Source organism: Stenotrophomonas sp. 109824_Sma (assembly GCF_056480025.1).
Map to the genome: position 1 here is coordinate 769020 of NZ_CM151078.1, position 21601 is coordinate 790620.

A 21601-nucleotide genomic window follows, 5' to 3' on the forward strand; every position below is an offset into this window, starting at 1 on the left:
TGCCGCTACAGCTCGGCACTGACCGGGCTGGTGAGGAAGCCCCACAACAACCGCGCCATCACGGCGGGCGAACGTGCCTGCCTGCGCGCATAGGCCAGCAGCGCATCCAGCCGCGGGCGGTCGTAGAGATGGCCGGCCAGCAGCACCGCATGCACGCGGCGGGTATTGGCGGTGTCGTGCAGCGGGTTGCCATCCAGCAACACCAGGTCTGCGGCTTTGCCGACCTCGACGCTGCCGTGCGATGCCTGCAGCTGCAGATGGCGCGCAGCCTGCAGCGTGGCTGCACGCAATACGTCGGCCTGGCTCAGGCCGGCTTGCCGCAGCCACTGCAGTTCATCGTGGTAGCGGAAGCCGCCCAGCCCAGTATCCGTGCCGACCAGCACGGTGACGCCTGCACGATGCACGGCGCCGGTCAGCGCCAGCCCGTGCTCGAAGTAGGCCTTCAGTGCGTCTTCGCCGCGCAGGCCGGGGTAGCGCGCCACGGTGGCCTGCAGGTCATCACGCCACGCCCAGCGTGAGAGTGGATCCAGATAGGCCAGGCGTGGATCGTCGACGAAGGCCGGGTCGCGTGCGCGTGCGTCTTCCTCGCGGGTGACGTGCGTCGGCACGAACGCGGCACCACTGGCCTGCATCACACCGAACGCCTCGTTGCAGAGCGCGGGCTGGTAGCCGCCGACCATGCGTTCGGCCAGCGCGGTTGGATCCTCGCTGTCGAGCGTGCCACCCCGCCACGCCGCCGCGTTGTCGAAGCAGTGGCGTACGAACAGATGGGCATGCTCGAAGCTGCGCTGGCCTGCCTGCACCGCGTCTTCCAGAGGCACGGCCTTGGGCAGGTGGCCGACCAGCGGGCGACGCAGCTGCTGCGCCTCGGTAGCCAGCCGCTGGTAGGTATCCGCACGCAGCCGGTTGTAGACCTTCAACGCGTCGATGCCGCGCGCGCTGTACGTGCGTGCACGCGCAGCGGCGGCCTCCGGCGCGAGTGACGGATCTTCGAAGTAGAAGCTGGCGATCTGCACGAAGCGCGGCGCAACCTGCTGCCCGGCAATGGCCTGTGCGGTCCAGCGGCGTTTGTCGGCCACGCAGGCGATCAACAGATCGGTGGCCTGCGGGCAGTCCATCATGTCGCGGGTGCCGGTGATGCCGTTGGCCAGCATCAGCGGGAACTGCAGTTGCGGCGACACCTGCAGTGCATGGGTGTGCATGTCCCAGAAACCGGGCAGCAGCCAGCGGCCACCGGCATCAAGAACGGGCATTGTTGTGTCCCGTGGCACTTTGCCAATGGCGGTGATCGTGCCATTGCGCACTGTCACCGTGGTCGGTTCACTGACGTGGCCGCGCTCGACATCCACTACGCGGGCATTGACGATCACGCGGCTGTTGCCCGGCTCGGGCAACGGCGGTGCCGACAGCGGCCAGAGCAGGGCGGCGGCGAACAGCACTGGCGGCGCCAGCAGCAGGATGGCCAGGGCGATCGGCCATCGCCGACGGCGGGCGGAACGGGGCAACGCGCGTGCTGCATCCATGAGCCGGCGATCCTTGCATTGGGTCGCCCGCAGAGTGCTGCAAGCCGGACGCGGGCGCCAGTGACCATCGGCATCCGGCCCTGCCTGCCTCCGGGGCGGTTACCCTGTGCGGTGGAACTCCTGACCACGCCATGCCATGTCCATCGTCCTCACCGATTTCGCCCGTCCCCGCCTGTTCCCGCGCGTGCCGCGCGGCAACACCATCCAGGACTGCACTGCCGAGCAGTTCGAGGCACACCTCAATGCGCACGCGCCGCTGAAGGTGCTCGACGGCTACGCGCCGTTCTGCAAGCTGTTCGTCTACGAGAACTGGACCAGCACGCGCTGCCTGACGGTGCCGGTCACCGAGGCCAACCGCCACCAGCTGCGCAGCGGCTACGAAGCGCGCAACCGCGAGGAACTGCCGGTACTGGTGCGCTGGTTCGAGGGCGTGGAATCGCCGCGTGCGAACTACCTGGTGGTGATCCTGTACAGTGCCGGGCAGCTGGCGAAGGAAGGTTCACCGATCGAGGCCGACTGGGGCATTGTCGGCTGCATCTACACCGCCGAACCGGAAGAGGTACCGATGGCGCCGATCACCATGATGCGCAATGCGCTGGGCGTGGAGGAGGGCGGTTCCGGCGTGCCACTGGATCGGGAGGCCTACCAGCGCTCGGTGGCGTTCTGGGAGAACAACGCCAACTGGCGACCCTGAACCTGGAGGGGACGTATCGGCCGATCATGCCTGGCTGCTCTATGATCGGGCCAGGCAAACCCATGGAGGGCAAGGCATGGCTATCTGGGCAAGGATGGTCCTGGTGTTGCTGGCGGGCACGTTGCCCGCCACCCCTGTACTGGCAGCGAAGCCATCTGTCGACATTGCATGCTCGTCGTTGGCAGCCGTTCCCGCGCTGCGCGATGCGGTGGTGACCGCATTGTCGATGCAGCCCGAGGGCGGTCGTTGCGTGGTGGAGGTGGAGGCGGCCAACGGCAAGGCGTTGCTTCGGCAGCAGCGGATGCTGGAGGTGCTCACGCAACACGCCTGCGCGGCGCCGGCGGAGGTGAGCGTGGACGACACGCGGCTTTCCCTGCAGTTGCGCCTGCCGAAGCACTGCGCGGCGCGCGGCAGCCGCGATCTGTTCGCGGGTGAGGGTGTTGCGTGGAAGCCGGCACGCGGCGTGTCGCCGCACTATCCGCCGGCGGCCGTGCAGCAGGGACTTTCCGGGCGCAGCCTGCTGAAGGCACTGATTGATGCGCAGGGGACGGTTGCCGCCGTGATCGTGGAGACATCCAGCGGCCATGCGCTGCTGGATGAAGCGGCGGTGGACGAGCTGCGTGGCTGGCCTTTCGTCCGTGCCGAAGCAGAGAGCACAGTGCCGGAGTTGACCATCGTGCGGGTGCCGATGCGGTACGCGCTGGTGGAGTGACCGCCATCCACGCGTGGCGTGGATCTACGTGTGGCAATGCGGTTGATGAAGGTGCGGTTCCGCGTGGTCATGCCATCCACGCGTGGCGTGGATCTACCGGGCCGCAGTAGAGCCACGCCATGCGTGGCTGCAGTCCCGTCAGGCGGCTATCCATTCCCACCACGGGTAGTGGTACTCGCGGTCGATGGCCCGCCAATGCTGGCCGCACTGTTCGCACGTAACGATGTGGCAATCCCCCCAGCCGTCTTCGGCTTCTTCCACCGAGCGCAGCTGCATCTGGCCCTGTTCAACCAGACGACGCGGATCGAAGAACGGGTAGCCGGGATTGAGCGCGCACAGGCACCCCTCGCGCGCGTGCCAGTAATGCAGCCGACGCAGGGCCGCCTTCAGATGCGCCTGGTTGCTGATCAGCATGCCGCCGAGCGCGACGCCCTGGCAGCGCTGTTCAATCAATTCCGCGTATGCGGCCAATGCATCCAGCGAGGGCGCGCTGAACAGCCGTGCGACCGTGCGTGCGGCGTCGGTGATGCGCGTGCCGTCGCGCGACAACAGGTCCTGCAGCAGCACGTCGGCCTGTGCATCGTCGAGCCGGGGTATCGGCGCTGCAGACCACGGCCAGCGCATCAGCGTGACTTGCCGATGGCAGCGTAGTGGCCGGCGGTGAGGCGCAGCAGATCGGCCGGTGCCAATTCCACTTCCAGGCCGCGGCGCCCGGCGCTGACATGCAGCGTGGGCAGCGCTTCGGCACTGGCGTCCAGGAAGGTGCGCAGGCGCTTCTTCTGCCCCAGCGGGCTGATGCCACCGACCAGATACCCGGTCGCGCGCTGTGCGGCATCAGCAGCGGCCATCTCGCACTTCTTGCAGCCGGCGGCTTCGGCCAGCGCCTTCAGGTCGAGCTGACCGGCGACCGGCACGATTGCCACCAGCAGTTCATGTGCTTCAGTGCTGGCCAGCAGGGTCTTGAACACCTGGGCGGGGTCGAGGCCGAGCTTGTCGACGGCTTCGCCGCCATAGGATTCGGCGTGGGCGTCGTGCACGTAGCTGCGCACGGTGTGGGCGATCTTCTCGCGCTTGAGCAGGTTGATGGCCGGGGTCATGGGTGCATCCTAGCGCGGGGCAGGGGTGTTGCCTTGACCGAGGCTATTGCGGGTGGAGCATCCACGCATGGCGTGGATCTACCGGGGGTTGGCCGGGGATATCCACGCATGGCGTGGATCTACTGGGGCCGGACGATCAGTAGATCCACGCCATGCGTGGATACGTGGTGTACGGCCACACGCGAACGCAGAACGGGCGCCCGAAGGCGCCCGTTCTTTCTGCTTCAATTGCTGGGGTCAGAGCCCTTTCCTGCGGAAAGGGATCCGACCCCGGCACGATCAGTAGCGGTAGTGGTCCGGCTTGAACGGGCCTTCCACCGGCACGCCGATGTAGTCGGCCTGTTCCTGGCTCAGGGTGGTCAGCTTCACGCCGATCTTTTCCAGGTGCAGGCGGGCCACTTCTTCGTCCAGCTTCTTCGGCAGCAGGTAGACCTTCTTCTCGTAGCTGTCCTTGTTCGCCCACAGGTCGATCTGTGCCAGGGTCTGGTTGGCGAAGCTGTTGGACATCACGAAGCTCGGGTGGCCGGTGGCGCAGCCCAGGTTCACCAGGCGGCCTTCGGCCAGCAGGAAGATCGCGTTGCCGTTCGGGAAGATGTACTTGTCCACCTGCGGCTTGATGTTGACGTGCTTGATGCCGGCGAACGACACCAGCGCGTCGACCTGGATCTCGTTGTCGAAGTGGCCGATGTTGCAGACGATGGCCTGGTCCTTCATCGCGCTCAGGTGCTCGATGCGGATGATGTCCTTGTTGCCGGTGGTGGTGACGTACAGGTCGGCACGGCCCAGGGTCGATTCGATGGTGTTGACTTCATAGCCTTCCATCGCCGCCTGCAGGGCGCAGATCGGGTCGATCTCGGTGACGATGACGCGCGCGCCGTAGGCACGCAGCGAAGCGGCGCAGCCCTTGCCGACGTCGCCGTAGCCGCAGACCACGGCCACCTTGCCGGCCAGCATCACGTCCATCGCGCGCTTCAGGCCGTCGGCCAGCGACTCGCGGCAGCCGTACAGGTTGTCGAACTTGCTCTTGGTGACCGAGTCGTTGACGTTGATCGCCGGGATCAGCAGGGTGCCGGCCTGGGCCAGCTGGTACAGGCGGTGCACGCCGGTGGTGGTCTCTTCCGAGACGCCCTTCCAGTCCTTGACCACGCGGCCCCAGTAACCCGGGCGCTCCTTGGCGACGCGCTTGAGCAGGTTCTTGATGACCTGTTCTTCGTGCGAGGACGAGGCGGTGTTGACCCAGTCGCTGCCGTTTTCCAGCTCGTAGCCCTTGTGGATCAGCAGGGTCACGTCACCGCCGTCGTCGACCACCAGCTCCGGGCCGGTCAGGGTGCCGTCGGCCAGGGTGAAGGTCAGCGCGTCCAGGGTGCAGTCCCAGTACTCTTCCAGGGTTTCGCCCTTCCAGGCGAACACCGGGGTGCCGGTGGCGGCGATGGCGGCAGCCGCGTGGTCCTGGGTCGAGAAGATGTTGCACGAGGCCCAGCGCACGTCAGCGCCGATGTCCTTCAGGGTCTCGATCAGCACCGCGGTCTGGATGGTCATGTGCAGCGAGCCGGTCACGCGCACGCCCTTCAGCGGCAGCTCGGCCTGGTACTTGCGGCGGATCGACATCAGGCCCGGCATTTCGTGCTCGGCGATGTCCAGTTCCTTGCGGCCCCAGTCGGCCAGCGTGATATCGCGGATCTTGTAATCACCTTCGGTGGAGAAGGTCTTGGCAACAGCATTCATTCGTGTGCTCCGGTTGTGGGCGAGCGGGTGCTCGCATCTAGCCGGGCGCCGTTGTTACAAAGCCACCTCACCGAGCCTGGCCGGGCCTCATCGGATCCGGTCGCAGCGCCCCTCGGCAGGGGAGAACCCCCATTATATCGCGGCCCCGGCATGACATCCGGATGACCCAACCATCGGCAGATGGGCGGGCGTGCACGGCCTGTTAAGGTCGGTGTTTTCACGCATCACACAGGTGGAACGATGAGCATGCACGCGCGCCGTACGCGGCGCTGGACCGGCCTGGTCCTGTCGATGGGACTGCTGGCCGTGGCCCCGCTGGCCTGGGCGGTGGCCCCGCAGCCTGCGGCGACGCAAGCCCAGGGCGTCAACGGCTACGAACTGCCGTCGGCGGCGCTGCAGGCGGTGGTCGATGCACCGCGCGCGCCGTCGCTGTACCTGTCGCCACGCCGCGACGTGGCCGCGTTGATGCAGATGCCGTCGCTGCCGTCGATCCAGGTGGTGGCGCAGCCGGAACTGAAGCTGGCCGGCCTGCGCATCAACCCGCGCACGTTCTCCGACAGCCGCTTCAGCTTCGGCGAGAAGCTGTGGCTGATGAACGTGGCTGATGGCAAGGAACGGCCGATCGGCGGCCTGCCGGCCAAGCTGTCGATCGCCAGTGTGATGTGGTCGCCGGACCAGAAGTGGCTGGCCTTCAACCAGGTCGACGCCGCCAGCGGCGCCAACGAACTGTGGCTGGTGGACGTGGCCGGCGGCAGTGCCCGCCGCCTCGTTGCCGGCCTGAACACGGTGATCGGCAGCGGCTACCAGTGGCTGCCGGACAGCCGCGGGCTGGTGGTGTTCACCCGCCCGGCCAACCTCGGTGCGGCCCCGGCCGCCGACGGCATCCCGACCGGCCCCGCCGTACAGCAGACCCGCCAGGGCGATGGCGTGGTGTCGATCCGTACCTACCAGGACCTGCTGAAGAACGAAGCCGACGCGCGCCAGTTCGACTACTACGCCACCACCCAGCCGGTGGAAGTCAGCCTGGATGGCACCACCCGGGCGATCGGCGCGGCCGGCATCTTCATGGGCTTCTCGGTGTCGCCGGATGGCCGCTTCGTGCTGCGCCAACCGGTGCAGCGTCCGCATTCCTACGTGGTGCCGGTGAGCAGCTTCCCGCGCCGCATCGAAGTGATCGACCGTGCCAGCGGCAAGCTGGTGCACACCGTGGCGGTGCGACCGCTGGTGGAAGGCCTGCCGACCGGCAACGATGCCGAAGTGACCGGCGTGCGTGACATCGGCTGGCGTGGTGATGCCGAAGCGACCCTGGTCTGGGCCGAAGCGCAGGATGGTGGCGACCCGAACAAGGACGCCAAGGTGCGCGATGCGGTGCTGATGCAGGCCGCGCCGTTCGACACGCCGCCGGTGACGCTGGCCCAGCTTGGCAGCCGCCTGGCCGGCATCAGCTGGGGCCGCGGTGACCTGGCCCTGCTGACCGAATCGTGGTGGAAGACCCGCAAGACCAAGACCTGGCTGATCGCCCCGGACAATGCCAGCGCCGAACCGCGCCTGCTGTGGGACCGCGATGCGCAAGACCGCTATGCCGATCCGGGCCGGCCGCTGCTGGCCAGTGACGAGCGGGGCCGTTCGCTGCTGCAGACCAGCCCCGATGGCAGCAGCCTGTACCTGGCCGGTGCCGGTGCTTCGCCGGAAGGCGACCGTCCGTTCGTGGACCGCTTCGACATCGCCACGGGCAAGGCAACGCGCCTGTTCCACTCGCAGGCGCCGAGCTATTCGCTGCCGGCGGCATTGCTGGACAACCAGGGCAGTTCGCTGCTGCTGAGCCGCGAGAGCCCGGACGAGCCGGCCAACTTCTACGTGCAGTCGCTGGCCGATGCCGGTGCTGCGCCGCGTGCGCTGACCCACTTCGCGCATCCGCTGCCGCAGCTGAAGGGCGTGCAGAAGGAACAGATCCGCTACAAGCGCAAGGACGGCGTCGACCTGACCGCAACCCTGCTGCTGCCGCCGGGCTACGACCCGAAGCGCGACGGCCCGCGCCCCCTGCTGATGTGGGCCTACCCGGGTGAGTTCAAGAGCGCGGCCGCGGCCAGCCAGGTGACCGATTCGCCGTACCGCTTCAATGCGGTCAGCTACTGGGGCCCGCAGGCGTTCCTGGCCAAGGGGTATGTGGTGCTGGCCAGCCCGTCGATGCCGATCATCGGCGAGGGTGACAAGGAGCCGAACGACACCTACATCGAACAGCTGGTGGCCAACGCGCAGGCCGCCGTGGATGAAGTGGTGCGCCGTGGCGTGACCGACCGCGATCACATCGCCATTGGTGGCCATTCCTACGGTGCGTTCATGACCGCCAACCTGCTGGCGCATACGCGCCTGTTCAAGGCGGGCATCGCGCGCAGCGGCGCCTACAACCGCACGCTCACCCCGTTCGGCTTCCAGGCCGAGGAGCGCAACTACTGGCAGGCGCAGGACGTCTACCAGAAGATGGCGCCGTTCAACTACGCCGACAGGATCAAGGATCCGATCCTGTTCATCCACGGCGTGGACGACAACAACTCCGGCACGTTCCCGATCCAGAGCGAGCGCATGTTCGCGGCGGTGAAGGGCCTGGGCGGCACCGCGCGTCTGGTGATGCTGCCGAATGAGTCGCATGCCTACCGCGCACGCGAATCGATCATGACCATGCTGGCCGAAAGCGAGCGCTGGCTGGAGCAGACCATCGGCCCGGCTGGGCAGGGCAAGGCGAAGAAGAAGCGCTGACCGGACCCGGTAGTGCCGGCCGCTGGCCGGCAACCTCATGGAGCTACACAACCTGAGGTTGCCGGCCAGCGGCCGGCACTACCAGATGAAACCATTTTTGCATCGCAGCACGACGCCCGTTCTGGTTTAGGCTTGGGGTCTGGATCCGTTGACCGAGGCCTGTGCGTCGCCGATGAACGAGTACCGCAGCAGCATCGAGTTTGCTTCCCCCGATCTTCCGCTTCGCGATGACGTGCGCCGGCTCGGCGCACTGGTCGGTGACCTGCTGGTCGAGCAGGTATCGGCAGCCTTCCTCGACGATGTCGAAGACGTGCGCACCCGCGCCATCGCCCGGCGCGAGAACCAGGCGCCACTGTCGGAGCTGGCCGAAGGCCTGGCCGGGCGCACGCCGCAGCAGGCCGAGACCATGGTGCGGGCCTTCAGCACCTACTTCCAGGTGGTCAACATCGCCGAGCGCGTGCATCGCATCCGCCGTCGCCGTGACTACCAGCGTGCCGGTACCGCCGGGGCGCAGCCCGACGGCCTGCAGGATGCGCTGCAGCACCTGAAGGCGCAGGGCGTGGGCCTGGACGAGCTGGCGCAGTGGCTGCCCCGCATCGACATCGAGCCGGTGTTCACCGCGCACCCGACCGAGGCCGTGCGCCGCGCGCTGCTGGAGAAAGAGCAGCTGATGGTGGCCAGCCTGGTCGACAACCTCGACGGCCGGCGCACGCCGGGGGAAGCGGCCGCCGATGCCGCGCGCTTCCGCATGGCGCTGACCGCTTCGTGGCAGACCACCGATTCCTCGCCGGTGCGGCCCACCGTGGATGACGAGCGCGAGCACGTCGGTTTCTATCTGGTGCAGGTGCTGTACCGGGTGATCCCGGTGCTGTACGAATCGCTGCAGCAGGCGCTGCGCGATACCTACGGCGAGGAACTGCCGCTGCCACGCCTGCTGCGATTCGGCACCTGGGTGGGCGGTGACATGGACGGCAATCCGAACGTGGATGCCCACACCATCCGCAATACGCTGGATGCGCAGCGGCAGGCGGTACTCGGGCGCTACCAGAAGGAACTGCTGCAGCTGGCCAGCCTGCTCAGCCAGTCCACCGAGCGGGTGGGCGTGAGCGAGGCGCTGCAGGCGCGCGTGGCGCACTACCAGCAGCTGCTGCCGCAGGTGCAGTCGCGTCCGCGCCACGCCGACATGCCGTACCGCCTGCTCAACGACCGCATGCGCGCACGCCTGCAGGCCACGTTGGATGACGGCGAAGGCGCCTACGCCGGTCCTGACGAACTGATCGACGACCTGCAGCTGATCCTCGACAGCCTGCGCGCGAACCGCGGCGAACATGCCGGTGGCTTCGCCGTGCAGCGCCTGCTATGGCGGGTCAAGACGTTCGGCTACCACCTGGCGCGGTTGGACGTGCGCCAGGAATCGAGCGTGCACGCGCGCGCGCTGGCCACCGTGCTGGGCGGCGACGCAGCGTGGGACGGTCTGGATGCATTGGGTCGCGCGCGGCTGCTGGCGCCGCATGCCAGTGGTGACGCGCCGTTGCCGAAGGGCGACGACGAAGGCAACCGGCGACTGGATGCCGTGTTCGCCGCACTGGCCGATGCCCGTGCGCGCCATGGTGGCGATGCGCTGGGCAGCTACATCATTTCGATGGCGCATGACCGCAGCGATGTGCTGGCGGTACTGGCACTGGCACGCCGTGGCGGCCTGGTGGAAGAGGGCGGTTCGGTGCCGCTGGATATTGCGCCATTGTTCGAAACCGTGGACGACCTCAAGCGCGGCACCGCGACCCTGCGCGACCTGCTGGCCGACCCGGTGTACCGCGCACACCTGCACGCACGTGATGACGTGCAGATGGTGATGCTGGGCTATTCGGACAGCAGCAAGGACGGCGGCATCGCCGCTTCGCGGTGGGGCCTGCAGCGAGCGCAGGTGGAACTGCTGGAGGTGGCGGCCGAGGCCGGCATCCGCCTGACCTTCTTCCATGGCCGTGGTGGTTCGATCAGCCGCGGTGGCGGCAAGACCACGCACGCGGTGGATGCCTCGCCGCGCGGCAGCATCGATGGCCGCCTGCGGGTGACCGAGCAAGGCGAGGTGATCCATCGCAAGTACGGCATTCGTGCGCTGGCGCTGCGCTCGCTGGAACAGGCCACCGGTGCGGTGCTGCGCGCCAGCCTGCGGCCGCGCGCCGCCGAACCCCGCGAAGATGAGTGGCGCCCGGTGATGGACGCGGTGGCGTCTGCCAGCAGCGAGGTGTATCGCGCGTTCGTTGGCCAGGCCGGCTTCATGGACTACTTCCGCACCGCCACGCCGATCGACGTGATCGAGCGGATGACGCTGGGCTCGCGGCCATCGCGCCGGCTCGGCCAGGACGCTGCACTGGGCAACCTGCGTGCGATTCCGTGGGTGTTCGCCTGGAGCCAGGCACGCGCCGTGATTCCCGGCTGGTATGGCGTGGGCAGTGGCCTGCAAGCTGCGGTTGATGCCGGCCACGAACAGACCCTGCGCGACATGGCGCGAGACTGGCCGTTTTTCCGTACGTTCCTGGACGACATCGCGATGGTGTTGTCCAAGGGCGATATCACCATTGCCAAGCAGTTCTCGCTGTTGTCGGGCGACCTGCACGAGCGTTTCTTCCCGCAGGTGCAACGCGAACTGGAACTGACCCGGCACTGGCTGCTGGCGCTGATGGACCAAAAGACGCTGCTCGACCACGATGCGCGGCTGGCGCTGTCGATCCGCCTGCGCAATCCCTACGTCGATCCGATCAGCGTGCTGCAGGTGGACCTGTTGCAGCGATGGCGGGCCAGCGGGCGCGAGGATGACGAGTTGCTGCGCGCGCTGGTGGCCTGCGTGAACGGTGTTTCGCAGGGCGTGCAGAACACGGGTTGATCCGCATCCGCCGGGCATGGCCCGGCGCTATCTGCCTCGGTGGGTGCGGGGCTTGCCCCGCACGCCCTCATTCTTCCGGCGACGGCGGGTTCGACGCCAGCAGTTCCAGATGGCGCTGCTCCATTTCCTGGCGCAGCTGGCGGCGGATCAGTGCGGCTGCCTGGCGGCGCTTCTCGTCCGACGTGACCGGCTGCAGGGGCGGCACCGGTGTCGGCCGGCCTTCCTCATCCACGGCCACCATGGTGAAGAAGCAGCTGTTGGCGTGGCGCACGCTGCGCTTGAGGATGTCCTCGGCCACCACCTTGATGCCGATCTCCATCGACGAGGTGCCGGTATGGTTCACCGAGGCGAGGAAGGTAACCAGCTCGCCCACTGCGATCGGCTGGCGGAACATCACCTGGTCCACCGACAGGGTGACCACGTAGCTGCCGGCGTAACGGCTGGCGCAGGCGTAGGCGACCTGGTCGAGCAGGCGCAGGATGGCGCCGCCGTGGACCTTGCCGGAGAAATTGGCCATCTCCGGCGACATCAGCACGGTCATGGACAGCTGGTGGGTTTTCAGTTCGGTCGACATGCGGCGATTGTATCGGCAACCGGTAGTGCCGGCCGCTGGCCGGCAACCACGCGATTGTCTCCGGAGACCATGAAAAAGCCGGCCAGCGGTCGGCTCTACCAGAAAAGAGAAGGGCCGCTTGCGCGGCCCTTCGTGTTTCTTACTTCAGCTTCGCATCGGCGCGCAGGGCGGCGGCGCGGTCGGTCTTCTCCCAGGAGAAGGCCGTGGCGTTGACGGTCTCGCCTTCGCCGTTGAGGTAGCTGAACTCCTTCGGCTTGCGGCCGAAGTGGCCATAGGCCGCGGTCTGCTGGTACATCGGGTGCACCAGGTCCAGCATCTTGATGATGCCGTACGGGCGCAGGTCGAAGTGCTTGCGGATCAGCTTCTCGATCTTGTCGTCGCTGATCTTGCCGGTGCCGAAGGTGGTGACCGAGATCGAGGTCGGCTCAGCCACGCCGATGGCGTAGGAGACCTGCACTTCGCATCGGTCGGCCAGGCCAGCGGCAACCACGTTCTTGGCGACGTAGCGGGCCGCGTAGGCAGCCGAACGGTCGACCTTGGACGGGTCCTTGCCGGAGAACGCGCCACCACCGTGACGGGCCCAGCCGCCGTAGGTGTCGACGATGATCTTGCGGCCGGTCAGGCCGCAGTCGCCCACCGGGCCGCCGATCTCGAACTTGCCGGTCGGGTTGATGTGGAACTTGGTGCCCTTGTGCAGCCACTTGGCCGGCAGCACCGGCTTGATGATCTCTTCGCGGACGGCCTCGATGAGGTCCTTCTGCTTGATGCCCGGGGCGTGCTGGGTCGACAGGACCACGGCGTCGATGGCCGAGACCACGCCGTTTTCATAGCGCAGGGTGACCTGGCTCTTGGCGTCCGGACGCAGCCACGGCAGCGGCGAGTTCTTCTTCTTGCGGATCTTGGCCTGCTGCTCGACCAGGCGGTGCGACAGGTGGATCGCGGCCGGCATGTAGCTGTCGGTCTCGTTGGTGGCATAGCCGAACATCAGGCCCTGGTCGCCAGCGCCCATTTCTTCCGGCTTCTTGCGATCCACGCCCTGGGCGATGTGCGGCGACTGCTTGCCGATCAGGTTCAGCACGCCGCAGGTGGCGCCGTCGAAGCCGACGTCGGAGCTGTCGTAGCCGATGTCCGTGATGACCTTGCGGGTCAGCGCTTCCAGGTCGATCCAGGCGCTGGTGGTGATTTCACCGGCCACAATGGCAACACCGGTCTTGACCATGGTCTCGCAGGCCACGCGGGCGCGCTGGTCCTGGGTCAGGATCGCGTCCAGCACCGCATCGGAGATCTGGTCGGCAACCTTGTCCGGATGGCCTTCGGAGACCGACTCGGAGGTGAAGAGATAGCTGGACATCAGGCGTAATATCCCTTGATTCGGATGGAAAGATGGGCGCGAATGATACACGGGGTGCGCCGCCTGTGCATTGTGAACCTGTACCGGTTGCCGGTGGTTAAGCCCGCGTAGGCCCGGCAGGGGCCGTCCGGCCGGGATTGGGGCCCAGCCTCGAGGCCCAGTGTTCCACCAGCGTGACAACGCACCGGGCTGCTACCGGCCCCGACTGCGCGGGCCGGTAGCAGCCCGGCAGCGGCTGTTCGGCCGTCATCGTTCTGCCCCAAAACCGCCATCTGGCTGCCGCCTGCCGGGCGCAGGCTGTCGGCCAATCCGGCCGCCGGGCATGAGTGGATCTGCCATGCAGGAACTTGAACAGCGTCTCCAGCAACGCTTCCCCGATTGGTTCCATGGCCGTCGTGGCCAACTGGCGCGGCCGCTGCTGCGCAGCGTCGGTCGCTGGTCGCGGCTGGACCAGATCGAAGCCTTCCTGCAGCGCAGCTCAGGCCTGCGTGGCTTCGGTTTCGTCGCCGCCGGCCTGGAGTTCATCGACGGCCAGTACCAGGTGGACCCGGCCGCGCTGGCGAAGATCCCGGCCACCGGCCGCCTGCTGATCGTCGCCAACCACCCCTCCGGTGCCCTGGACGCGCTGGCCTTGCTGGACGCGGTCGGCCGCATCCGCCGCGACGTACGCATCGTGGCCAACGACCTGCTGGGGGCGATCGCGCCACTGCAGGACCTGCTGCTGCCGGTGCGCATCCTCGGTGGCAAGGCCCAGCGCGGCAGCCTGCATGCCGTCGAGGAGGCGTTGGCCGCCGAGCAGTGCGTGATCGTGTTCCCGGCCGGCGAGGTCTCGCGGCTGTCGCTGCGCGGCATCCGCGACGGCCGCTGGCAGCGCGGTTTCGTCCGCTTTGCCCGCGCGGCCGGTGCACCGGTGCTGCCGGTGCGGGTGGAGGCGCGCAACTCGGCACTGTTCTACGGCGCCTCGACCCTGTTCAAGCCGGCGGGCACCGCGCTGCTGGCGCGCGAGATGTTCACCCGTCGTGGCCGTCCGCTGCGGCTGAGCATCGGCGAGCCGATGCAGCTGGGCAAGGGCGGTGATCCGGGCGCCCAACTGCTGGCGGTACGCCGCGCGCTCTATGCGCTGGGCCGTAATGGGGCGGCGGGCGATGCCGCTGCTGTTGCGGGCCCCGAGCCGCTGGCGTCCCCGGTGCCACCTTCGCAGGTCGCCGCCGGCATCGCTGCCGCCACCCAGCTGGGCCAGACCGCCGACGGCAAGCAGATCCTGCTGGCGACCTGTACCGCCGATTCACCGCTGCTGCTGGAACTGGGCCGCCTGCGCGAGCTGACCTTCCGGCAGGTGGGCGAGGGCACCGGGCGCAGCCGTGACCTGGACGATTACGATCCGCAGTACGAGCACATCGTGATCTGGGACGCCGCCGCGCAGCGCATCGCCGGTGCCTACCGCATCATGCGCGGTGCGCAGGCCCTGGCCCGGCACGGCCTGTCCGGGCTCTACAGCGCGTCGCTGTTCCGCTATTCCGACGATGCCATCACCCACATTGCCGAAGGCCTGGAACTGGGTCGCAGCTTCGTGGTACCCGACTACTGGGGCAGCCGCAGCCTGGACTACCTGTGGCAGGGCATTGGTGCCTACCTGCAGTGCCGGCCGGGCATCCGCTACCTGTTCGGCGCAGTGTCGATCAGCGCGGCGCTGCCGCGTGATGCACGCGAGCAGCTGGTGGCGTACTACCAGCGCTACTTCAGCGGTACCGCGGGACTGGCCGAATCGAACCGCCCCTTCCAGTATTTCGCCGCACCGCCAAGTTTCGGCGAGCTGGATGCAGGTGCCGCGTTCGATGTGCTCAAGGCCAACCTGGCTGCACTGGGTACCGGCGTGCCGACGCTGTACCGCCAGTACACCGATCTGTGCGAACCCGGCGGCGCGCGTTTCCTCGCCTTCGGCGTCGACCCTGACTTCAGTGATTCGATCGACGGCCTGATCGAAGTGGACCTGTGCGCGATACGGCCAAACAAGCGCAAACGCTACCTGCGCGACGCGGGGACGCCGGCATGAGCACGCTGGCGAACCTGTCGCCACACCGGCGCGCAGTGTTCGTCTCCGACGTGCACCTGGGCTCACGTCATTGCCATGCCACCGAGCTGGCGCGGTTCCTCTCGCAGCTGCGCTGCGAACGGTTGTACCTGGTCGGCGACATCATCGACCTGTGGTGGATGGCGCATCGCCGCGCCAACTGGCGGCAGTCGCACAGCGAAGTCATCCAGGCCCTGCACGCGCTGCGCCGTGCAGGGACCGAGATCATCTACATTCCCGGCAACCACGACGCATCGTTGCGCCATGTATGTGGGCTGATGCTGCCTGCCATGCAGGTGCGCCGCCGCGCCATCCACGTGACCGCCGATGGCCGTCGGCTGCTGGTCGCGCACGGCGACGACTACGACGGCGTGACCCACTTCGGCGGCCTGCAGGAAAAGTTCGGCGACTGGCTGTACTACCGCATCCTGACCGGCAACCAGGCGCTGAACGCCGTGCGGCGCCGGCTGGGCATGCGCTACTGGTCGCTGTCGGAGTTCCTGAAGAAGCGCAGCGGCGCCGCCGAACGCTACATCGAGCGTTTCGTGCAGGCCGGGCTGGATGACGTGCGTCGGCGCGGCCTGGACGGCATCGTCTGCGGCCACATCCACCGCGCGGCGCTGGTCGAACGCGATGGTCTGGTCTACGCCAACGATGGCGACTGGGTGGAGAGCCTGACCGCACTGGCCGAAGACCATGATGGTGCGCTGCGCCTGCTTGATCACAACGGCCAGACCCTGGTGGAACTACCGGGCGCGCGGATCAAGCAAGCGGCCTGACCTACTCTTGTAGCGTCGAGCCATGCTCGACTGCTCTTCTCAGACTGCCCCCCGTACCGCAGTCGAGCATGGCTCGACGCTACAAAAAACGCGAGCGGCGCTCTTCAGCAGGTGTGCCATCGAGACGGCGTGCCCGCAAGCCGCTAGCATCGGCCAATGGATTCCCTGACCCAGATCGTGCTCGGTGGCGCCGTCGCCGCTGCCATCGCCCCGCCCGGCCATCGCCGTGCGGCCCTGCTGGCCGGTGCCGCGCTTGGCACCCTGCCGGACCTCGACGCCCTGTGGCTCGGCTTCACCGCCGCCGACCCGGTGGCGAACATGATCGAGCACCGCAGTTTCAGTCACTCGTTGCTGGTGCTGCCCTGGGTGGCTGCACTGATCTGGTGGTTGTTCAAGCGCTTCGGCAATGGCCGCGTCGCGCAGTCACCGGTGCGCTGGTTCTGGGCGATCCAGTTGGCACTGGTCACCCATCCCGTGCTGGATGCGTTCACTGTGTATGGCACGCAGTTGTGGTGGCCGCTGCGCCCACACCCGACCATGGGCTCCAGTGTCTTCATCATCGATCCGGGCTACACCGTGTGGCTGCTGCTGGGCTGCGTGCTGGCCTGGTTCGGTCGCGCCCGGCCCTGGGCGGGTAAGGTGCTGGGCATGGCCCTGCTGCTCAGCAGTGGCTATCTGGGTTGGGGGCTGATCGCCAAGGCGCAGGTCGACCGTGCCGCGCAGCAGGGCCTGGCCGCGATGGGCCTGGGTGATGCGCCGCGCTTCTCGGTGCCGATGCCGTTCAACACCCTGCTGTGGCGGGTGGTGGCGATGACGCCCAGCGGCTACGTGGTGGGCGACCGCTCGCTGGTGGCCGACCACGGGCCGATGCGGTTCGAAGGCCATGCGTCCAACGTGCAGGCCTTGCGCGAAGCGACGGCCATCCCGGCGGTGCAGCAGCTGCAGTGGTTCAACCGCGGCTTCATGCGTGCGCAGGTGGTTGACGGCCGGTTGGTGCTGAGTGACCTGCGCATGGGCCTGGAACCGGACTACACCTTCAATTTCGTCGTGGCCGAACAGGCTGATGGGCAGTGGCGGGCGATCACGCCCGAGCAGGTGCGGGTGGATTACAGCAGTCCTGCCGCCCGCGCTGACGCCGGTCGCCGGTTGGCCGCGATGTGGCAGCGGATCTGGCAGGAGCCGGCAGCCTCCGCGACGGGTGCCGCGCACCCGTAGATCCACGCCATGCGTGGATGGCGTAGGCATCGGCGAAGGCAGCCACGCATGGCGTGGCGCTACTGCCTCCATCGGCAGTGCAGTGTCGCACCCGTAGATCCACGCCATGCGTGGATGGCGTAGGCATCGGCGAAGGCAGCCACGCATGGCGTGGCGCTACTGCCTCCATCGGCAGCGCAGTGTCGCACCCGTAGATCCACGCCATGCGTGGATGGCGTGGGCATCGGCGAAGGCAGCCACGCATGGCGTGGCTCTACTGCCTCCATCGGCAGCGCAGTGTCGCACCCGTAGATCCACGCCATGCAGGGATGGCGTAGGCATCGGCGAAGGCAGCCACGCATGGCGTGGCGCTACTGCCTCCATCGGCAGCGCAGTGTCGCACCCGTAGATCCACGCCATGCGTGGATGGCGTGGGCATCGGCGAAGGCAGCCACGCATGGCGTGGCTCTACTGCCTCCATCGGCAGCGCAGTGTCGCACCCGTAGATCCACGCCATGCAGGGATGGCGGGGACATTGGCGAAAGCAGCCACGAATGGCGTGGCTCTACCGAATCAACACCGTACGGCTCAATACACCGTGGCGCGGCCCTGCACGAACGAATAGAAGAACACCGCGTTCGGGTCGTTCTGCACCAGGCGGAACTCGCGGCGCATGCCTTCCACGGTTTCCTCGTCCACCGAGCCGGCCTGCAGCAGCTGGTCGGCGGCTGACAGCAGCAGCTGCTCCCAGAACGCGATCATCGTCTTGCGACGGGCTGGTTCGCGGTTGTCCAGGTGGATGGTCTTGATCTCGGTATGCACGTCGCGGAAGCCGCCGGCCAGCAGCAGGTTGCCCAGCTTTGCGCCGACGAACGGGTCGCCCCCGTGGTCGTACTGGAAATCGTTGAAGGCCATCCAGTAGCGCCAGATATGCGGCGAATACGGGTCGAGCAGGAACGAGGCATTCATCACCTCGGTGATGTAGACCGGCGAACCCGGTGCCAGCACGCGGCGCACTTCGCTCAGCACCCGGGCAGGGGAGGGGACGTGCTCCAGCACCCAGCACAGGAACGCCGCGTCGAAGCTGCGCGCTTCGAACGGCAGCTCACCGGCGTCGGCCTGCTGCAGGGTGTAGCGGTCGCTGCACCACGGCGTGCGTGCCAGGTTCTCGCGCGCGGTGGCCAGCTGCGTTTCGCTCAGGTCCACGCCGGTGACGTGCAGCTCCGGGAAGCGGCGCAGCAGGATCTCGGTCTGCGCGCCGACGCCGCTGCCGACTTCCAGCAGGCGCCGCGCGCCGCTGTAGTCGATCTGGCCGAAGATGCTCGATTCCAGTAGCCGGGCCTGGGTCATCAGGCGCTGCTGTTCGGTGCCGGAGAATCCGTGCAGGTAGGTTGGGGAGGAGATCGGCGGGGTCATGGGGGCGGGCTCTTGTAGCGTCGAGCGTGCTCGACGGCTCCGGGAAATCAGTCGAGCAAGCTCGACGCTACGGTTTGAGGAATCGAGCAGGCTCGACTCGATGGCGTGGCAGTACGCTCAGGCAGCAGAGGGCAACGCCGGTTCCCCGGCGATCAGGCGGTCGAAGTACTCGGTGGTCAGTGCGATCTGGCTCTGCGGGTCTTCGGCGCGATTGACCACTGCGCGGAAGGCCGCGTTCTCCGGCCGGTCCTTGGCGTACCAGCCCAGGTGCTTGCGCGCGATGCGCACCCCCTGCGGCTCGCCATAGAACGCATGCAGCGCATGCAGGTGGCCAAGCAGGATGTCGCGCACTTCCGCCAGCGACGGCGGCGGCAGTTCCTCGCCGGTGGCCAGGTAGTGCGCCACCTCGCGGAAGATCCACGGCCGGCCCTGCGCGGAGCGACCGATCATCACTGCATCCACGCCGGTTTCCTTCAGGACGTACGCGGCCTTCTGCGGCGAGTCGATGTCACCGTTGGCGATCACCGGGATGCGCAGCGCCGCCTTGATCTCGCCGATGGTGCCGTACTCGGCTTGGCCGGTGTAATGCTGGTCGCGGGTGCGCCCATGCACGGCCAGCGCAGCGATGCCGCTGGCCTCGGCGATGCGGGCGATCACCGGGCCATTGCGGTGGTCGCAATCCCAACCGGTGCGGATCTTCAGCGTGACCGGCACGTCCACCGCGTTGACCACGGCTTCGAGGATGCGCGCCACCAGCTGTTCGTCGCGCATCAGTGCCGAGCCGGCCCAGGCGTTGCACACCTTCTTGGCCGGGCAGCCCATGTTGATGTCGATGATCTGCGCGCCGTGGTCCACGTTGTAGCGCGCGGCCTCCGCCAGCTGCTGCGGCTCGGTGCCGGCGATCTGCACGCTGATCGGTGCCGGTTCGCCCTCATGGTCCATGCGATGGATCGACTTGCGCGTGTTCCAGAAGCGCGGGTCGCTGATGGTCATTTCCGAGGCGGCCAGTCCCGCACCCAGCCGTTTGCACAGCAGGCGGAAGGGCTTGTCGGTGACGCCGGCCATGGGCGCCAGCACGACGTTGGGGGCAATGGTGTACGGGCCGATCTGCATGCGCCCATTGTAGGGCGCGGGCGGCGGTACGGCCGTGTCGGGCACGGTCCGGTTCAGGCCGATCGGCACCGACCTCATGCCGTACCGGCATCAGCAGATGCTTGACGGTTGCTTCCGCCGCCCCCAGGGGCGGGCGATGGTGGGCGGCTACCCCAGGCTCTGCCAGGCCTGGCGGGTCCCCACGGCGAAGGCCAGCCCCAGGCCCAGGCAGACCAGCGAACTGGCCGCCCAGAAGCGTACGCCGTTGTAGCCGGGGCGGAACAGCGCCAGGCCGAAGCCCATTGCCGCGCGCAGCAGCAGCAAGGCAGCGATGGCGGGCAGGACCAGGCGGCTGGCCGGCAGCGGTGAATGCCAACCCGCGGCGGCCAGTGCATACAGGGTCCAGGCCACCAGCACGGCCGTGATGCCGGCGGTCATCAGCGGCGGCCACCAATGCCCGGCCTGTGCCAGCTGGACCATGCGCGGGCCGGCACCGAAGTACCCGTACCAGGGGGCACCAAAAGCGATGCAGCCGATATGCAGCAGGGCCGCGATGGCACTGCCGGCGGCCGCGACCAGCAACCAGGGGAATCCGTCCATGTCCTGCCCGTGCAAGGAAGCTGCGCGGATGGTGGGCGAGGGGCAGGGTATGGGCAATGCGACCGGCAGTCGCAGCCGCTGGGAACTGGCCAAAAGAAAGGCCCGGGTGCCTGCACATCCGGGCCCTCTCATCCACGCATGGCGTGAATCTACTTTGCTTCGGAATCGGCCGGGGTGAAGCGCGGCATTGCCGCAGCGGCGCCTTCCTTCTCGGTCGAACGGCCGGCGAACTGGTTGGCGAAGCGCACGTGGCGGGCGAACGGGGCGTCGGCCACCTGTGCCAGCGATGCGGCCAGCGCACCGTTGAAGGCATCACCGGCACCGGTGGTGTCGATCGCCTGCACCTGTTCGGCACCCACGCGGTAGTACGGCTGGGTATCGCCGCGCAGGTTCTCGTCGGCATGCGACACGAACACGCCCACCGAACCCAGGGTCACCACCACGGTACCGTTGCCGACCAGCTTGCGGCACAGCGCGTGCAGGCTGGCGCCATCCAGCGCGGCGACGTCGTTGGCTTCCACGCGCTCGCCGACATGGCGGCCGAGCAGGGCGGCGAACTCGGTCTCGTTCGGGGTGATCACATCGGCCAGCTTGAGCAGGCCGATGGTCGAGGGTGCGTCGGCCGGTGCGGTGTTGAGCACCGTGGTGACACCGGCTTCGCGGGCCGTGGCCAGCGCCGCTTCGATGGTCGGTACCGGCGATTCCAGCTGCACCAGCACCACCTTGGCGGCCGTCAGCAGGGCCTGCTGCTGTTGCAGGAAGTCGGTGCTCAGCGCGGCATTGGCGCCCGGGCCGATCACGATGGTGTTGCGGCCACGGGCATCGACGTAGATGCCTGCGGTGCCGGTCGGCTCGCTGCTGGCCTCGGCGATCAGCGCGAAGCCATCCTGTGCGGCCAGTTCGCGCGCGGTGGCGCCACCGGCGTCATCGCCCAACGCGCACACGAAGTGGGTGTCGGCGCCGGCGCGGCAGGCGGCCACGGCCTGGTTGAAGCCCTTGCCACCGGGGCCGGTGCTGTAGCGGCCGGCAATGGTCGCACCCGGTGCCGGCAGCGACTCGCACCGCCACACGTGATCGACATTGAAGGAACCGACGACAACGACACTGCTGCTCATAGGGAATCTTTTCTCAA

At 67.8% G+C, this 21601-nt stretch carries 17 protein-coding genes and 1 riboswitch; of the genes, 7 read left to right on the forward strand and 10 right to left on the reverse strand.

Features of this window, described 5'->3' with window-relative positions; genetic code table 11:
* Nucleotides 1-5: 5 nt before the first annotated feature.
* Complete coding sequence (locus ACZK1G_RS03500) at nt 6-1523, reverse strand: amidohydrolase family protein (protein WP_101764937.1); 1518 nt, start codon at nt 1521-1523, stop codon at nt 6-8.
* A 136-nt stretch (nt 1524-1659) separates the two neighbouring features.
* Between ACZK1G_RS03500 and ACZK1G_RS03505 the strand changes: the two genes are divergently transcribed.
* Together ACZK1G_RS03505 and ACZK1G_RS03510 are read left to right on the forward strand one after the other, a co-directional pair.
* Nucleotides 1660-2217, forward strand: coding sequence for a DUF3228 family protein (locus ACZK1G_RS03505; protein ID WP_049425078.1), 558 nt, complete (start codon nt 1660-1662; stop codon nt 2215-2217).
* Nucleotides 2218-2311: 94 nt separating this feature from the next.
* Nucleotides 2312-2929 (forward strand): energy transducer TonB, encoded by a 618-nt coding sequence (locus tag ACZK1G_RS03510; RefSeq protein WP_233490835.1) that lies wholly within the window; start codon nt 2312-2314, stop codon nt 2927-2929.
* A 138-nt stretch (nt 2930-3067) separates the two neighbouring features.
* Here the strand turns inward: ACZK1G_RS03510 and ACZK1G_RS03515 are convergent, their stop codons facing one another.
* The 3 genes from ACZK1G_RS03515 to ahcY form a co-directional block, all read right to left on the reverse strand.
* On the reverse strand, nt 3068-3553 hold the full coding sequence (locus ACZK1G_RS03515; protein ID WP_049444793.1) for a hypothetical protein: 486 nt from the start codon (nt 3551-3553) through the stop codon (nt 3068-3070).
* Complete coding sequence (gene ybaK, locus ACZK1G_RS03520; RefSeq protein WP_014036002.1) at nt 3553-4026, reverse strand: Cys-tRNA(Pro) deacylase; 474 nt, start codon at nt 4024-4026, stop codon at nt 3553-3555. Before ybaK ends, ACZK1G_RS03515 begins: the two co-directional genes overlap by 1 nt.
* Nucleotides 4027-4305: 279 nt before the next feature.
* Complete coding sequence (gene ahcY, locus ACZK1G_RS03525) at nt 4306-5751, reverse strand: adenosylhomocysteinase (RefSeq protein WP_004154241.1); 1446 nt, start codon at nt 5749-5751, stop codon at nt 4306-4308.
* 36 nt (nt 5752-5787) lie between these two features.
* Nucleotides 5788-5871: riboswitch (S-adenosyl-L-homocysteine riboswitch) on the reverse strand.
* 120 nt (nt 5872-5991) lie between these two features.
* Between ahcY and ACZK1G_RS03530 the strand changes: the two genes are divergently transcribed.
* Both ACZK1G_RS03530 and ppc read left to right on the forward strand, forming a co-directional pair.
* Nucleotides 5992-8508: a S9 family peptidase gene (locus ACZK1G_RS03530; protein ID WP_197622034.1), complete on the forward strand. Its 2517-nt coding sequence runs from the start codon at nt 5992-5994 to the stop codon at nt 8506-8508.
* A gap of 172 nt (nt 8509-8680) precedes the next feature.
* Nucleotides 8681-11392: a phosphoenolpyruvate carboxylase gene (ppc, locus tag ACZK1G_RS03535; RefSeq protein WP_049444384.1), complete on the forward strand. Its 2712-nt coding sequence runs from the start codon at nt 8681-8683 to the stop codon at nt 11390-11392.
* A 67-nt stretch (nt 11393-11459) separates the two neighbouring features.
* Here ppc and ACZK1G_RS03540 read toward each other — a convergent pair whose 3' ends face one another.
* Both ACZK1G_RS03540 and metK read right to left on the reverse strand, forming a co-directional pair.
* The gene (locus ACZK1G_RS03540) at nt 11460-11966 is read right to left on the reverse strand and encodes an acyl-CoA thioesterase (protein WP_014036006.1); all 507 of its coding nucleotides are present in this window, start codon (nt 11964-11966) and stop codon (nt 11460-11462) included.
* Between the two features lie 139 nt (nt 11967-12105).
* Nucleotides 12106-13317, reverse strand: coding sequence for a methionine adenosyltransferase (metK, locus tag ACZK1G_RS03545; protein WP_049444386.1), 1212 nt, complete (start codon nt 13315-13317; stop codon nt 12106-12108).
* Nucleotides 13318-13654: 337 nt separating this feature from the next.
* Here metK and olsF point away from each other — a divergent pair, with 337 nt between their 5' ends.
* The 3 genes from olsF to ACZK1G_RS03560 all read left to right on the forward strand — a co-directional run bounded on the left by olsF (nt 13655) and on the right by ACZK1G_RS03560 (nt 17382).
* On the forward strand, nt 13655-15370 hold the full coding sequence (gene olsF / locus ACZK1G_RS03550) for a bifunctional ornithine lipid synthase OlsF (RefSeq protein ID WP_049444388.1): 1716 nt from the start codon (nt 13655-13657) through the stop codon (nt 15368-15370).
* On the forward strand, nt 15367-16167 hold the full coding sequence (locus ACZK1G_RS03555; protein ID WP_014036008.1) for a UDP-2,3-diacylglucosamine diphosphatase: 801 nt from the start codon (nt 15367-15369) through the stop codon (nt 16165-16167). Before olsF ends, ACZK1G_RS03555 begins: the two co-directional genes overlap by 4 nt.
* Nucleotides 16168-16323: 156 nt before the next feature.
* Entirely contained in the window at nt 16324-17382 is a 1059-nt protein-coding gene (locus tag ACZK1G_RS03560; protein ID WP_049444392.1) for a metal-dependent hydrolase, read from the forward strand.
* Between the two features lie 567 nt (nt 17383-17949).
* Here the strand turns inward: ACZK1G_RS03560 and ACZK1G_RS03565 are convergent.
* The 4 genes from ACZK1G_RS03565 to ACZK1G_RS03580 form a co-directional block, all read right to left on the reverse strand.
* A complete protein-coding gene (locus tag ACZK1G_RS03565; RefSeq protein ID WP_005408109.1) occupies nt 17950-18777 on the reverse strand; it encodes a class I SAM-dependent methyltransferase in 828 nt (275 codons plus the stop codon).
* A 117-nt stretch (nt 18778-18894) separates the two neighbouring features.
* Nucleotides 18895-19890, reverse strand: a complete 996-nt coding sequence (gene dusB / locus ACZK1G_RS03570) for a tRNA dihydrouridine synthase DusB (protein WP_101766374.1) — start codon at nt 19888-19890, stop codon at nt 18895-18897.
* Nucleotides 19891-20037: 147 nt separating this feature from the next.
* A complete protein-coding gene (locus ACZK1G_RS03575) occupies nt 20038-20469 on the reverse strand; it encodes a hypothetical protein (RefSeq protein WP_049444394.1) in 432 nt (143 codons plus the stop codon).
* 149 nt (nt 20470-20618) lie between these two features.
* Entirely contained in the window at nt 20619-21584 is a 966-nt protein-coding gene (locus tag ACZK1G_RS03580; RefSeq protein WP_014036012.1) for a ribokinase, read from the reverse strand.
* Nucleotides 21585-21601: the final 17 nt, after the last annotated feature.

What these genes read in the sequence shown, in the direction of transcription:
- ACZK1G_RS03500 (WP_101764937.1), bottom strand. Translation starts at nt 1,523, where the DNA reads ATGGATGCAGCACGCGCGTTGCCCCGTTCCGCCCGCCGTCGGCGATGG.
- ACZK1G_RS03505 (WP_049425078.1), top strand. Translation starts at nt 1,660, where the DNA reads ATGTCCATCGTCCTCACCGATTTCGCCCGTCCCCGCCTGTTCCCGCGC.
- ACZK1G_RS03510 (WP_233490835.1), top strand. Translation starts at nt 2,312, where the DNA reads ATGGTCCTGGTGTTGCTGGCGGGCACGTTGCCCGCCACCCCTGTACTG.
- ACZK1G_RS03515 (WP_049444793.1), bottom strand. Translation starts at nt 3,553, where the DNA reads ATGCGCTGGCCGTGGTCTGCAGCGCCGATACCCCGGCTCGACGATGCA.
- ybaK (WP_014036002.1), bottom strand. Translation starts at nt 4,026, where the DNA reads ATGACCCCGGCCATCAACCTGCTCAAGCGCGAGAAGATCGCCCACACC.
- ahcY (WP_004154241.1), bottom strand. Translation starts at nt 5,751, where the DNA reads ATGAATGCTGTTGCCAAGACCTTCTCCACCGAAGGTGATTACAAGATC.
- ACZK1G_RS03530 (WP_197622034.1), top strand. Translation starts at nt 5,992, where the DNA reads ATGAGCATGCACGCGCGCCGTACGCGGCGCTGGACCGGCCTGGTCCTG.
- ppc (WP_049444384.1), top strand. Translation starts at nt 8,681, where the DNA reads ATGAACGAGTACCGCAGCAGCATCGAGTTTGCTTCCCCCGATCTTCCG.
- ACZK1G_RS03540 (WP_014036006.1), bottom strand. Translation starts at nt 11,966, where the DNA reads ATGTCGACCGAACTGAAAACCCACCAGCTGTCCATGACCGTGCTGATG.
- metK (WP_049444386.1), bottom strand. Translation starts at nt 13,317, where the DNA reads ATGTCCAGCTATCTCTTCACCTCCGAGTCGGTCTCCGAAGGCCATCCG.
- olsF (WP_049444388.1), top strand. Translation starts at nt 13,655, where the DNA reads ATGCAGGAACTTGAACAGCGTCTCCAGCAACGCTTCCCCGATTGGTTC.
- ACZK1G_RS03555 (WP_014036008.1), top strand. Translation starts at nt 15,367, where the DNA reads ATGAGCACGCTGGCGAACCTGTCGCCACACCGGCGCGCAGTGTTCGTC.
- ACZK1G_RS03560 (WP_049444392.1), top strand. Translation starts at nt 16,324, where the DNA reads ATGGATTCCCTGACCCAGATCGTGCTCGGTGGCGCCGTCGCCGCTGCC.
- ACZK1G_RS03565 (WP_005408109.1), bottom strand. Translation starts at nt 18,777, where the DNA reads ATGACCCCGCCGATCTCCTCCCCAACCTACCTGCACGGATTCTCCGGC.
- dusB (WP_101766374.1), bottom strand. Translation starts at nt 19,890, where the DNA reads ATGCAGATCGGCCCGTACACCATTGCCCCCAACGTCGTGCTGGCGCCC.
- ACZK1G_RS03575 (WP_049444394.1), bottom strand. Translation starts at nt 20,469, where the DNA reads ATGGACGGATTCCCCTGGTTGCTGGTCGCGGCCGCCGGCAGTGCCATC.
- ACZK1G_RS03580 (WP_014036012.1), bottom strand. Translation starts at nt 21,584, where the DNA reads ATGAGCAGCAGTGTCGTTGTCGTCGGTTCCTTCAATGTCGATCACGTG.